The following is a 13,686-nucleotide window of genomic DNA, read 5'->3' on the forward strand; positions in this document are numbered from 1 at the left end:
CTCTTGGGGCATGGGCGACGGTCCTCGGTGGTTGCGTTCCGCTACTGCCTCCGTACCCGACTCGCTCATGCCAGCGACCGTACCGCCCGGCCCCGACACCTACTCCGGCGTGGACAGGCGGCCACGATCACATCCTCGTTCCGCGCATGGTCCAACGCGACAGCGGGATCGGCAGGGCACCGACCTGCGCCGCGCCGGCGGCACAATTACCATCCCGCAGGGCATCGAGACAGATCAGCTGAGGTGTTCGTCGAGCAACGCGCACACGCCCTCGGCAAAATCGCCGACCGCGTCGTTGCCCAGGCACCGTGCGTCCTCGGCCAGCCCGGCCCACCGGTTGAGCAGGGCATCCGATCGCGGCACCGACAGCCCGTGTTCGCGGGCAGCCGCGATCCGGGTGTGGTCCGCGGGCAGGAACCAGTAGGTGCTGAGCCAGACCCAGATCAGCCGTGCTTCGAGAATCTTCTCGGCGAGCAGGTCGTCGTCGGCGAGGGCCGGCCAAACGCCGACGACCTCGGCCCGCCAGGCCTCCACCATCTGGGTGGCCAGCTCGCGGGACAGTTCGATATCGCACAGGCAGCCGGGGAAGGACACGAGCGCGTACGCGATATCGAGGGTGGCATCGCGGAAACCGCCCCATTCGTAGTCGAGGATGCGGGCACCCTCGTCGTTGATGATCACATTGTCCGGGCACAGATCCGAGGGACTGAACGCCCGGAACCGGCCACCACCGAACAGCCGAGCCCCGTGGGCGACCTGCTCGGCCACCTCGTCGGGTACCTCGATACCGAGTTCGCGCCGCAACAGGGCAGGTACCTCCATGACGGCGGCCTCGGCCTGCTGGGCGATACCGTCCACGCGGTGCACCACGTCGACCCGCCGGAGCAGGGCGACGAAATCGAGTTCACGGCCGACGGTTGCCGCATGCATCCGGCCGAGCGCCTGCGCGAACGCCATCATCGCGTTCTGGGCGGCCGGTTCGGCACCGGAGCGCAGCACATCGGTGAGTTTGGTGTTCTCGCCCAGATCGCTGAGCACGAGCAACCGGTCGGGCAGGCTGTGCGCGATCAGGTACGCGCCGGGACGTTCGCCCCGGCTCAGCGCGGTGGTGAACTGGTAGGACACCGCTTCCCGGAGGAATGCCGAATCGACGCTGGCCACACCCGGCATGATCGTCACGTTCTTCGGGTCCGCGACGGAGCCGCGCACCTGCTTGACGATCAGCGTGCGCGGTAGGGAGAAAGCGTTCTCGGCGACCCGGACCCGTAGGACGGTCGTCCGTCCGCTGCCACTGAGTTCGGTGGGATCGCTCAGCTTCACCGGAGCACCCATTCGCTTTGTGAGCAACTGCTGTGCTGCGGATACGACTTCGGTGGCTCGTTCGGCCAGTAGTGCAGTCATCGCATCTCAAGTTACTCGCATTCGGTCACTTCTAGCGAGCGGTTGAACAACCTTTCCGTGTCGCCCGGCGTGTCAGACGTGTTCGCCCGCCCATCTACGGCCTGCTTGACAGCGCTGCGCCGGTCGGGTTTTCTCGATCTGAACTGCTGTGCGCCACACCGGAAAACCGCCCCGCCGAAAGGTATGCCAGCGTGACCGACACACCGAGTTCCGCCCCCGACTCCCCCGGCGCCCCGGATACGGCAGGCAGGCAACCCACACCCGGCGAATCCCGGCCCGCGGCGGCCGGCGACACGGCCGCGGACAGCCCGCGTACCGCCGATTTCCCCGGGGGTGTCGTCCACGACGCGGGACGGGGTAGCCCACCCGGGGGGGAGAAACCCGTCACAACCGCGGGCCCCGGCACCGACCCCGCCGCGCGCACGGTCACCGATGAACCCGCACAATCCGCCGCGACGCAACAGCCCGCACCACAGCACCCCGCACCACAGCACCCCGCACCGGACGGCACCGTTCCCGATCCGGCCGCCGGTGAACCCGTCTACGGCCCGCCCGGTACCGGACCCGGAGCGGAATCACCGGTCTACGGCTACCAGGCCCTCGGTACCGGAATCCCCGGACGGCTCGATGTCGGCCACGCGCTCAGCTACGGATTCGAGAAGTTCCGCCTCAATCCCGGACCCTGGATCGCGGCGACTTCGCTCGGCTTCATCATCTATCTGCTGTTCTACCTGGTGGCACGAATCACCGAACCACGGTCGATGACCTCGTTGCTGGTGCTTTTCGCCGTCGTCATCGCCGGCCTCTGGATACTCCAGGCCGCCCTCGTCCGCGGCGCGCTCTACGAAACCGACGGCTACCGGCCGGGTTTCGGCTCCTATTTCTATATCGGCAATCTCGGTAACGCATTCCTGACGGCCTTGCTGGCCTTCTTGGCCACCACTCTGGCTTCGGCGCTGTGCCTGATTCCCGGGATGCTGGTCGGTATCGGCTGTATGTTCTCGTTGCATTTCGCCGTCGACCAGGGCCAGACGCCGGTAGAGGCAATCAAATCCAGTTTCCTGCTGACCCTGCGTGATCCGTGGCGGGTGTTCCTGCTGGCGCTGACCGTCGTCGTGGTCACCTGTCTCGGCTTGCTCGCCTGTGGTTTCGGACTGCTGGTGGCCGGCCCGGTGGCAGCGATCGCGGTCACCTATGCATACCGCACCCTCACCGGTGGCCCGGTCTCACCCGTCTGACATATCCGCCGTCCGGGCTTCCGCATGCCACCGGCGCCGGCGGCATGCGGCACAGTGTTCGACCGGGCGAACGCCGGCCCACATCTGTCGCGATACCACTGCCACAGGAGGTTCGGAGACCGCGATACCTCCCGCACTCCCGACCCCGTCCCCCCGGCCGCCGAGCCCAGCGGCCGGGTAATCGGACCCGAACTTGCTAGCCGGTACCCGCCTCGGTGACCGCGGCCCCGGTCGCACCGTTGGTATCGGCCTTGGCCTTGTCCTGCGGCCGGGCATCCAGTCCTGCTTCCTTGCGCTGTTGCGCGGTGATGGGCGCAGGCGCGTCGGTGAGCGGATCCACGCCGCCGCCGGTCTTGGGGAAGGCGATGACCTCGCGGATCGAGTCGAGCCCGGCGAGCAGGGCGACGATCCGGTCCCAGCCGAAGGCGATACCGCCGTGCGGCGGGGCACCGAAAGCGAAGGCGTCCAGCAGGAAGCCGAACTTCTCCTGGGCCTCGGCCTCGCTGATCCCCATCACCTGGAAGACGCGTTCCTGCACATCCTTGCGGTGGATGCGGATGCTGCCGCCGCCGATTTCGTTACCGTTGCAGACGATGTCGTAGGCGTAGGCGAGGGCGGAACCGGGATCGGTGTCGAAGGTGTCGATCGACTCCGGTTTCGGCGAGGTGAAAGCGTGGTGCACGGCCGTCCACGACGAATGCCCCAGCGCCACATCGCCGCTTGCGGTGGCATCGGCGGCGGGTTCGAACAGCGGCGCATCCACGATCCAGACGAACGACCACGCGTTCTCGTCGATCAATCCCACCCGCTGCGCGATCTCCGACCGCGCAGCGCCGAGCAGAGCGCGCTGCGCCTTGGCCGGTCCGGCAGCGAAGAACACGCAGTCCCCCGGCTGGGCGCCGACATGCGCGGCAAGCCCTGCACGTTCGGTCTCGGTGAGGTTCTTGGCGACCGGGCCGCCGAGGGTGCCGTCCTCACCGATCAGCACATACGCCAGTCCCTTGGCGCCGCGCTGTTTGGCCCAGTCCTGCCAGGCGTCGAGCTGGCGCCGCGGCTGGCTCGCGCCACCGGGCATGACGACAGCACCGACATAGGGCGCTTGGAACACCCGGAACGGCGTTTCGGCAAAGTACTCGGTGCATTCGGTGATTTCCACGCCGAACCGCAGATCCGGTTTATCGCTACCGAACCGGCGCATCGCCTCGGCATAGGTCATATGTGGGATCGGGGTAGGGATCCGGTAGCCGATGAGTTCCCACAGCGCCACCAGGATGTCCTCGGCCAGCAGGATCACATCCTCCTGGCGCACGAAGCTCATCTCGAGGTCGAGCTGGGTGAATTCGGGCTGACGGTCGGCCCGGAAATCCTCGTCGCGGTAGCAGCGCGCGATCTGGAAGTAGCGTTCGATACCGCCCACCATGAGCAACTGCTTGAACAGCTGCGGGCTCTGCGGCAGCGCGTAGAAACTGCCGGGCTGCAGCCGCGCAGGGACCAGGAAATCGCGGGCGCCCTCGGGGGTCGAACGGGTCAGCGTCGGGGTTTCCACCTCGACGAATTCGTGGCGGGCCAGCACCGAACGCGCGGCGGCGTTCACCCGCGACCGCAGGCGGATGGCATGGGCCGGGGCCTCGCGGCGCAGGTCCAGGTACCGATACCGGAGCCGGGCCTCCTCGCCGGGCTGCTCGTCGAGCTGGAACGGTAGCGGGGCACTTTCGTTGAGCACCTCGAGCTCTTTGACGTTCACCTCGACGGCGCCGGTCGGCAGTTCGGGGTTTTCGTTGCCCTCGGGGCGCTGTTCGACCACACCGACGATCCGAACGCAGTATTCGGCCCGCAGCCGATGCGCCTGCTCGGCCGCCGGAGCTTCCCGGAACACCGCCTGCGCCACCCCGGAGGCATCGCGCAGATCGATGAAGATCACGCCACCGTGGTCACGCCGCCGCGCCACCCAACCGGAGAGGGTCACGGTCTGACCGGCCTGTTCGGCTCGCAACGAACCGGCCAAGTGGGTGCGCAGCACGGGATTCCTTTCGACGTTCGGAGCACACCGGGGACGGCCACCGGATGCGGTTGCCATCGTAGTGTGCCCCGGCGGGCGGACTGAAACGGATATATTGCCAGCACCAGCAAAGTTGCAGCAACTACGTTCTCAGACGGGATGCTCGCATGACCTTCAACGAACGCGTGCAGATCGACCCCGGCCGCGCCTCCTCCGGCGGCGGCCCCGGCCGCGGCGGCAAACTGGCCCTCGGCGGTGGTGCCGGCGGGCTGATCGTACTGGTCATCGCCCTCCTGCTGGGCGGCGATCCCGGGTCGACGCTCGGCCAGTTCACCGGCACCCAGGACACCGGACAGCGTGAGGTCACCGCCGGCACTCCCGAGCACTGCCGGACCGGCGCCGACGCGAACACCTACGTGGACTGCCGGGTGGTCCTCACCGCGCAGAGCCTCGATGCCGTATGGGACGAGCAACTGCCGCAGCAGACCGGTGTCGCCTACGAACAACCGGGGTTACGCCTGTTCACCGGCTCGGTGTCCACGGGCTGCGGGTACGCGACCAGTGCGGTCGGCCCGTTCTACTGCCCGGCCGATCGGACCGCGTATTTCGACGTCGGCTTCTTCCAGGAACTCGTGGACCGCTTCGGCGCCGCGGGCGGGCCGCTGGCACAGGAGTACGTCGTCGCGCACGAGTTCGGCCACCACATCCAGACCCTGCTCGGCGATATCGGCCGAGCCCAGCAGGATCCACAGGGCCCGGAGTCGGGGGCGGTACGCACCGAGCTACAGGCCGACTGTTACGCCGGTATCTGGGCGCATTACGCCGACCGCACACCCGCACCGGGCTCGGACACACCGCTGCTGCAGCCGCTCGACGATGCCGATATCCGGGATGCGCTGTCGGCGGCGGCAGCAGTCGGCGACGACCGGATCCAGGAGTCGGCACAGGGCCGGGTGAACCCGGAGGTATGGACGCACGGCGCGGGCGAGCAACGACAGAAGTGGTTCCTCGCGGGGTACCGCACCGGTGACGTACGGGCGTGCGATACCTATTCGGCGACAGATCTGGACAATCCCGAGGGCCTGCGCTGAACCGGTGGTTCAGAACTGGCTGTCGTAGCCGGCGTCCTCGTCGGGATCGACCGCCCCGATGACCTCCGGTGCCGATTCGCCCAGCGGACCGGTGAGGTCGTCGTTACCGGTCGCGCTGCGGTACGACTCGACCGTCCGGCCGTGTTCCTCTTCGTTGTTGCGCTGACCGGCCGCACCTGCCGCACCGCCCCCCATGAAACCACTGGATGCGGGATTCGTGGCAGCGGGAGCCACGCCGGTGGGTAGTGCGCCCGGCCGGACCACGTTGCCGATCGGCGGCGTCGTCGCTCCGGGAACCCCCGGCACCGATGGCGCCCCGGGCAGGCCGGGGGTACCACCCGGCGCACCACCGGTCGACAAACCCGGGCTGCCGCTCGGCATACCGGGGCTCCCCGGCATGCCCGGGCTACCGGTGCTCAGCCCGGCCGCGGTGGTCGCTGCGGGCTCACCGGTGGCCGAGCCCAGCACGGACTCCAGGCCCGACGGGTCCGAAGCGAGGCTCTGCGCCTGCTGCAAGATCGGTTCACCGACACTCTGCGCCACTTGCTGGGCGGCCTGGGCCGCCTGCTGTCCGTCCACGCCCAGCATCTGCTGCACCACACCGCTCAGTTCCGCGGTCTTACCCGCGAGGTTCCCACGCGTGATGTTGGTGACCGTCACGGCCTGACCCAGATGTTCGGTGGCCGAGGCGATGAGCGCGGTCTGCGCGGGCGGGGTCATCACCACCGGTGCGAGAGCAGTGGCCTGGGTGAGGAAGGACGCGGCGATGGTGGTGAGCTGCGAGTTCCCCTGCTGCACCACCGCGGCCGCGGCCTGCGTCATGGCCGAGATATCGAATCCGCGCTGGCTGGTCTGCACGCCGGAATTGTTGGCTTCCTGCCCGGCCGTCTGGGCGGTCTGGGCGGCCCCGCTCTCCCACGACTGTCCCATGGCGGAAAGGCTGCTCTTACCCACACCCATCGCCACCTCGATGACCTGGGATGCCTGGCTGAGGATGGCGGTGGGGTCCAATGCGCCGATGACGCCGGTCCCGAAACTGCTCAGCAGATCGCGGATGGGCGCGAACAGCACGTCGATTCCGGGCAGCGCCGGCAGGGCGGCGCCGTTGAGCAGGGCCCCCACCGGATCGGACGGTAAGGCGGCGGCCGCCGCGGCGGGAACGCCCGCGGCCGCGCCTGCGGGCGCGGCCACACCGGCAGCTGCCGCGGCCTGACCGAGAAGGCCCTGGGCCGTATCGATCGCCGGGGCAGCCGCCTGGTTCACGACCCCCAGCACATGATCGGCCTGTGCGGATACATCTTGGACCGCGCCGGACAGGATGTCCTGAGCCTCCGGTGCGCCACCGGTAAGCCCGGATAGCCCCGGCACTCCGCCCGGCATCCCGGCCGTGGCGGGAGCGTCCTCGGAAATGCGCTGGGAAAGCACGAATTCCGGCGATTCGGCCGGCGATACCCCTTCCGGAAGCGGCACCAGCGGAACATCCTGGATCGCCGCACCGGGGTCCGCGGCAGTGGCCGGGGCCGCGGTCACGGGAATATCGGCGGGCGCGGCGGGAACGGCATGCTGCAACTCGGGAGCAATGAGGCCTGCGGTACCTGCGCCGTTGTCGAGCGGTTTCACAGTGCGCCCCCCGCCGCACCGAGCGCGCCGGCGGTGCCGTCGTCGGTGATGTCGTAGTTGAGCGCTGAGGAGAACGCCGCCTGGGAAAGGTGCTGGTACTTGGCCGCGAGATCGTTGATATCGCGGGTTTGCAGCACCTGCGCGGCAGCGAACATGGCCAGATAGTCGGCGCCGATCAAACCGAAGACCGGCGCCAGCGCGGCGGCATCGCGCACCGCGTCCATAGTGGCGACACCGGCGATCTCGGTGCCGATACCGGCGTTCGTGGTACCGAATACCCGCAGCGCTTCGGTTTCCACCGAGGTATTACTCATCGGGCTCCCCCCTGACTCATCGTGAACATCATCGCCACCGCGTGAAACTTCTCCTGTGCCACAACGACACGCGCCCCTGCGGCATCAAATGGTTGCCGCCCGAATATAGCCCACCCCGGCGGTCCCGGACGAGACCGCGCCCCGCCGCAAAACTAGAACAGGTTGCAATATAGAACAAGTTCTATATTGTCGTCCGCATGAAGGTCGCAGTGACCGGCGCAGCCGGCTACCTGGGTACGAATCTCCTCTCGCTACTCGCCGAGCGCGGCGACGAGATCACCGCCATCGACCGGGTGACGCCCCGGCAGCCCGCCGTAGCGAACGTCACCTGGGTGAGCGCCGATGTCCTGGATCCGGCCTCCATGCGCGCCGCCCTGGACGGCGCCGAGGTGGTGTATCACCTGGTCGCGGTGATCACTCTGGCCGACAAGAACGACCTCGCCTGGCGGGTCAACACCGAGGGTGTACGCGTGGTGGCCGAGGCCGCCCACGCGGTCGGCGCGCGCCGGTTCGTGCACGCGAGTTCGATCCACGCCTTCGACCAGTACAGCTGCGGTGGCTCGATCGACGAGACGACCCTGCGCTCCACCGACACCGGCCTCCCCGTCTACGACCGGTCCAAATGGGCCGGCGAGATCGAACTCCGCAAGGCGATCGAAACCGGGCTGGACGCGGTGATCTGCAACCCCACCGGCGTATTCGGGCCCGCCGACCACGGGACGCCGCTTTCCCGGATCAACCGCTACCTGCGCGACGCCGCCCGCGGCCGTATCCCCGCCATGATCGACGGCGGTTTCGACCTGGTGGATGTCCGGGATGTGGCACGAGGCCTCATCCTGGCCGGCGAGAACGGCCGCACCGGGGAGAACTACCTACTCGGCGGCGAGATGATCTCCATGCTCGACCTCTGCCGGATGGCCGCCCGGCACGGCGGCAAGAAGGGGCCCCGTTTCTCCATCTCGACCAAACTCGTCTCGGGCCTCATTCCGGTGATGGAGCCGATCGGCAAACGCCTGGGGACCGACGTCGTCTCCAAGGCCGCACTCGGCGCACTGGTGTCGGCACCGCTGGTAGACCGCGGTAAAGCAGCCCGCGAACTGGGGTATCGGCCCCGCCCGATCGACGACACCGTGCGCGATCTGGTGGCCTTCTTCGCCGATCCCCACGCCCCCCTACCGGATTTCACCCCGACTCCTTGACAGTAGTTAGAACGCGTGTTCGACTGGTCGCGTGCGGTGGCAGAACCAGACCCTGGACGCCGACGACGGCGCACTGCCCGGCCTCGGCCGGGCCGGGTTCGCCCGCACCGTACAGACTCCCGACTTCGAAGGCATCACTTTTCACGAGGTCCTCTGCAAAAGTGCGCTGAACAAGGTTCCCGACGAATCGAACCTGCCGTTCCGGTGGACGATCAACCCGATGCGCGGGTGTTCGCATGCCTGCCGATACTGCTTCGCCCGCGGGTCGCACGAATACCTCGAACTCGATGCCGGAACGGATTTCGACACCCAGATCGTGGTGAAAACGAATATCGCGGCGGTGCTGCGGCGCGAACTCACCCGCCGCTCCTGGCATCGTGAGCAGGTCGCGCTCGGCACCAATACCGATCCGTACCAGCGAGCCGAGGGCCGATACCGGTTGATGCCCGGAATCATCCGGGCACTCACCGATTCCGGTACGCCGTTCTCGATTCTCACCAAAGGCAGCCTGCTACACCGGGATCTGCCGCTTCTGAGCCTGGCCGCACGCGAGGTCGGCGTGCATATCGGAATCTCGCTGGCCCTGCTGGATCAGGAGTTGCAGCGCGGCCTGGAGCCCGGCACGCCCGCACCGCGGGCCCGGCTGGATCTCGTGCGCGCCTGCGGTGATGCCGGTTTCGCGGTCAATGTGATGGTGGCGCCGGTGATTCCGTATCTCACCGACGGCCGGGCCCAGCTCGACGAACTGTTCGGCGAGCTCGCCGCGGCCGGCGCGGAATCGGCGGTGGTCATTCCCCTGCATCTGCGGGGCAGTACGCGTGGCTGGTTCCTGGGCTGGCTCGCCGACAACCATCCGGCGCTGCTGCGCCGATACCGGCAGCTCTACCGGCGCGGTGCAACGGTCGCGCCCGAGTACGCGTCGTGGCTGCGGGAGCGGGTCGATCCGCTGCTGAGCGAGCACGGACTACGCCCGGAGGAACCACGCGCTCCAGAAGCCCGTCCGGCACCGCAACCCGCCGATACCCCACAGCTGGAGTTGTTCGCCTGAGCACCCGCGTGTCCGAGGTTCGACATGCGGGTGCCGGCTTTCCAGGAACGGGCAGGGTCGCGAGGCGAATTCGTGTGCGGTGCGGAGCACCCAGCCGGATAACAGACCGGACAGGAGTCCAACCTTCTGTCTCGGCACAATGGCCGCACAACCGACTTCTGAACAAGCCCACTGGCTGCGGTGTCACCTCACCGGTCGGCCGGACGACGTTTCCGGGCTGCCCCGCGGTACCACGCCCGCGGCGCACCGGACGCGCACTTTCCCGGCGCGGCGCCCCCCGGCAAGGGTAGGTTGGCGGCTGGTAGCTCATTTCGACGAGGAAGTGACGCACGCGTATGGTTTCGCACCCCGACAACATCGCCCCGTCCGATGCCGCGCCGGCCGAAAACGCCTCCGGCGCAGCCGTACTGGACCGCGTCGTCATCCGGTTCGCGGGTGATTCCGGTGACGGTATGCAGCTCACCGGCGACCGGTTCACCCACGAAGCGGCGGCGTTCGGCAACGATCTGGCCACCCAGCCCAATTTCCCGGCCGAGATCCGGGCCCCGCAGGGCACCCTGCCGGGTGTGTCGTCGTTCCAGATACAGATCGCCGACCACGATATTCTCACCGCCGGCGATCAGCCGGATGTCCTGGTCGCGATGAACCCGGCGGCGCTGAAGGCCAATCTGGCCGAGCTGCCGCGCGGCGGCACCCTCATCGTCAACACCGACGAATTCACCAAACGCAACCTCACCAAGGTCGGCTACGCTGCTGATCCGCTGGCCGGTGAGGACCTCGCGGATTTCGTCGTGCACCGGGTCGCCATGACATCGCTGACCCTGGCCGCCACGGAATCGGCGGGTGTGGGCAAGAAGGACGGCCAGCGGGCGAAGAATATGTTCGCCCTGGGCCTGCTGTCCTGGATGTACGGGCGGCCCATCGGCGGCACCGAGAAGTTCCTGCGGGAAAAGTTCGCGAAGAAGCCGGAAATAGCCGAGGCCAATATCCTCGCCTTCCGGGCCGGCTGGAACTACGGCGAAACCACCGAGGCCTTCGCCACCACCTACCGGGTCGCCCCGGCCGCCCTGCCCGCGGGCACCTACCGGCAGATCACCGGGAACACCGCCCTGGCCTACGGCCTGATCACCGCCGGATCGCTGGCGGGGATACCGCTGTTCCTCGGCACCTATCCGATCACTCCGGCCTCCGATATCCTGCATGAGCTGAGCAAACACAAGAACTTCGGTGTCACCACCTTCCAGGCCGAAGACGAGATCGCCGGGATCGGGGCCGCCCTGGGCGCCGCGATCGGTGGTGCGCTCGGGGTCACGAGCACCTCGGGGCCGGGTCTTGCGCTCAAGAGCGAAACCATCGGGCTGGCGGTGATGACCGAACTGCCGCTGGTGATCGTCGACGTCCAGCGCGGTGGCCCGTCCACCGGGTTGCCGACCAAAACCGAACAGGCCGATCTGCTGCAGGCCCTCTATGGCCGCAACGGCGAATCTCCGGTCGCGGTGCTGGCGCCACGTTCACCGGCCGACTGCTTCGCCACCGCGGTGGAGGCGGCCCGGATCGCCCTCACCTACCGGACGCCCGTTCTGCTGCTGTCCGACGGGGCCATAGCCAACGGGTCCGAGCCGTGGGCCATCCCCGCGGTGGACGGACTCGAACCGATCGATCCGGCGTTCGAGACCGCGGGCGACGATGATTTCCAGCCCTATGCCCGCGATCCGGAAACCCTGGCCCGGCCCTTGGCTGTGCCGGGGACCGCGGGCCGGGCCCACCGGATCGGTGGCCTGGAGAAGGCCGACGGCAGCGGTGACATCTCCTACGATCCTGCCAACCACGAACTGATGGTGCGGCTGCGCCAGGCGAAGATCGACGGCATCTCCGTACCGCCCGCCGAGGTCGACGACCCGGACGGCGCGGCGCGGGTTCTGCTCATCGGCTGGGGCAGCTCCTACGGGCCGATCGGCGAGGCCTGCCGCCGCGTCCGCCGCCGCGGGGCACGGGTCGGCCGGCTACATCTGCGCCATCTCAATCCCCTGCCGCCGGACCTCGGCGATGTCCTGCGCCGCTACGACACCGTGGTGGCACCGGAGATGAACGGCGGACAACTGGCCTGGTTGCTGCGAGCGAAGTACCTCGTAGACGTGCAACCATGGACGAAGGTGGCGGGAACGGCGTTCTCCGCCCAGGAACTGGTCGGCGTGATCGACGCGGCACTGGACGGCACACTGGCCGAACTGGAGCAGAGCAAGGCCTTCACCGCGCGAACTCGAGCGACCTATCGGAGAAACGGGGGCGCATCATGACCATCATCGATACCTCGCCGACCGGGGCGGATCTCGGTATCACGCCCGTCTCGGGCCTGACCGGCGTACCGGCCGCGGACGGCCCGCAGAAGGCCAAGGACTACACCTCCGACCAGGAAGTGCGCTGGTGCCCGGGCTGCGGTGACTACGTCATCCTCGCCACGGTGCGCGGTTTCCTGGCCGAACTCGGCCTGCGCCGGGAGAACCTCATGTTCGTGTCCGGGATCGGCTGCTCCAGCCGGTTCCCCTACTACCTCGACGCCTACGGAATCCACTCGATCCACGGCCGGGCCCCCGCCATCGCCACCGGCCTGGCGGTGACCCGCCCGGATCTGTCGGTCTGGGTGGTCACCGGTGACGGCGACGCCCTGTCCATCGGCGGAAACCACCTGATCCACGCCCTGCGCCGCAACGTGAATATGACCATCCTGTTGTTCAACAACCGGATCTACGGGCTCACCAAGGGCCAGTACTCCCCCACGTCCGAACCGGGCAAGGTCACCAAATCGACGCCCATGGGCTCGGTCGATCACCCGTTCAACACGCTGTCGGTCGCTCTCGGGGCAGAGGCGACCTTCGCCGCCCGGGCCCTGGACTCCGATCGCGCAGGGCTCACCGAGGTGCTGCGCGCCGCCGCCGAACACCGCGGTACCTCGTTCGTGGAGATCCTGCAGGACTGCCCGATCTTCAACGACGGTTCCTTCGATGTGCTGCGCCGCGGCGACAGCGAATCCCGCCTCATTCCGCTACGCCACGGCGAACCCCTGCGCTTCGGCGCCGACGGCGAATACGCGGTGGTACAGCGCGGTTTCGGGCTCGCCGTAGCACCGACGGCGGAGACCGCGGAGGCCGATATCGTCGTCCACGACGCCCATCGCGACGATCCCGAGTACGCCTACGCCCTGTCGCGGCTGTCCGACCAGGATCTCGATCATGTGGTCACCGGTATCTTCCGGGCCGTCCGGCGACCGGCCTACGACGACGGAGTCCGGGCGCAGAACACCGCGGCCCAGGAGAAGAACCCGGTCGGCACCGACTCTCTTCAGCGTCTGCTCACCGGACCGGAAACCTGGACCGTCCGACCGATGTAATCGACCCTCCCGTGCTACGGGCCGGCCCGGATCGGCCCGCAGTATGGGGAGCTGCCCAGTGAAATGTCGAGCGTCCTGCCATCGTCCGGGAGGTGGCGGCTCCCGGCGCGGCCCGCCGGCGGTACCCGATTTCGGTGACGAGAACTGCACGGTTGCAGGCAGCGATCGGCGCGGCACTCCAGTAGAGATCGGAACCCGGCACGCGATTACCGGCGGCCCTCAGCCGTTCGGAGCTTCGTACCCGCTCCGCGCCGCAGTGATGCCGGCATCCCGGAGCGCCCGTTCTCGGCGACGCCGCGATCCGCGGGTGCGCGGAGCCGCTGCCGTATCGCCGCGTCACCGGCGCCCGGATGGCTCGGTATCGTGCGGGCGTCGGAGGTGGTGCATT

Annotated in this window: 10 protein-coding genes; 6 read left to right on the forward strand and 4 right to left on the reverse strand. The window is 68.2% G+C overall.

The window, feature by feature from the left end; genetic code table 11:
- Positions 1 to 234: 234 nt before the first annotated feature.
- Positions 235 to 1,401 (reverse strand): phosphotransferase family protein, encoded by a 1,167-nt coding sequence (locus NFL01S_RS10990; protein ID WP_062974076.1) that lies wholly within the window; start codon positions 1,399 to 1,401, stop codon positions 235 to 237.
- A gap of 191 nt (positions 1,402 to 1,592) precedes the next feature.
- Here NFL01S_RS10990 and NFL01S_RS10995 point away from each other — a divergent pair, with 191 nt between their 5' ends.
- Entirely contained in the window at positions 1,593 to 2,639 is a 1,047-nt protein-coding gene (locus NFL01S_RS10995) for a DUF2189 domain-containing protein (RefSeq protein WP_062974079.1), read from the forward strand.
- 196 nt (positions 2,640 to 2,835) lie between these two features.
- On the opposite strand, the gene aspS is transcribed toward NFL01S_RS10995, so the two are convergent.
- Complete coding sequence (gene aspS, locus NFL01S_RS11000; protein ID WP_062974082.1) at positions 2,836 to 4,659, reverse strand: aspartate--tRNA ligase; 1,824 nt, start codon at positions 4,657 to 4,659, stop codon at positions 2,836 to 2,838.
- Positions 4,660 to 4,805: 146 nt separating this feature from the next.
- Between aspS and ypfJ the strand changes: the two genes are divergently transcribed.
- Positions 4,806 to 5,729 carry a KPN_02809 family neutral zinc metallopeptidase gene (gene ypfJ, locus NFL01S_RS11005; RefSeq protein ID WP_062974084.1) on the forward strand — a complete coding sequence of 308 codons (924 nt, stop codon included), beginning with the start codon at positions 4,806 to 4,808 and terminating at the stop codon, positions 5,727 to 5,729.
- 9 nt (positions 5,730 to 5,738) lie between these two features.
- Here ypfJ and NFL01S_RS37295 read toward each other — a convergent pair whose 3' ends face one another.
- Both NFL01S_RS37295 and NFL01S_RS11015 read right to left on the reverse strand, forming a co-directional pair.
- A complete protein-coding gene (locus tag NFL01S_RS37295; protein ID WP_062974086.1) occupies positions 5,739 to 7,349 on the reverse strand; it encodes a hypothetical protein in 1,611 nt (536 codons plus the stop codon).
- Positions 7,346 to 7,663: a type VII secretion target gene (locus tag NFL01S_RS11015; protein ID WP_062974088.1), complete on the reverse strand. Its 318-nt coding sequence runs from the start codon at positions 7,661 to 7,663 to the stop codon at positions 7,346 to 7,348. Before NFL01S_RS11015 ends, NFL01S_RS37295 begins: the two co-directional genes overlap by 4 nt.
- Before the next feature lie 197 nt (positions 7,664 to 7,860).
- Between NFL01S_RS11015 and NFL01S_RS11020 the strand changes: the two genes are divergently transcribed.
- The 4 genes from NFL01S_RS11020 (at position 7,861) to NFL01S_RS11035 (ending at position 13,298) form a co-directional block, all read left to right on the forward strand.
- Entirely contained in the window at positions 7,861 to 8,862 is a 1,002-nt protein-coding gene (locus NFL01S_RS11020; protein WP_062974090.1) for an NAD-dependent epimerase/dehydratase family protein, read from the forward strand.
- 31 nt (positions 8,863 to 8,893) lie between these two features.
- Positions 8,894 to 9,910, forward strand: a complete 1,017-nt coding sequence (locus NFL01S_RS11025) for an Rv2578c family radical SAM protein (RefSeq protein ID WP_062974091.1) — start codon at positions 8,894 to 8,896, stop codon at positions 9,908 to 9,910.
- A gap of 335 nt (positions 9,911 to 10,245) precedes the next feature.
- Positions 10,246 to 12,207 (forward strand): 2-oxoacid:acceptor oxidoreductase subunit alpha, encoded by a 1,962-nt coding sequence (locus tag NFL01S_RS11030; RefSeq protein WP_084492587.1) that lies wholly within the window; start codon positions 10,246 to 10,248, stop codon positions 12,205 to 12,207.
- Positions 12,204 to 13,298 (forward strand): 2-oxoacid:ferredoxin oxidoreductase subunit beta, encoded by a 1,095-nt coding sequence (locus NFL01S_RS11035; protein WP_062974093.1) that lies wholly within the window; start codon positions 12,204 to 12,206, stop codon positions 13,296 to 13,298. The genes NFL01S_RS11030 and NFL01S_RS11035 overlap by 4 nt, the downstream gene beginning before the upstream one ends.
- Positions 13,299 to 13,686 lie beyond the last annotated feature (388 nt).

It is taken from the genome of Nocardia flavorosea NBRC 108225, from assembly GCF_001613385.1.
Lineage (GTDB): Bacteria > Actinomycetota > Actinomycetes > Mycobacteriales > Mycobacteriaceae > Nocardia > Nocardia flavorosea.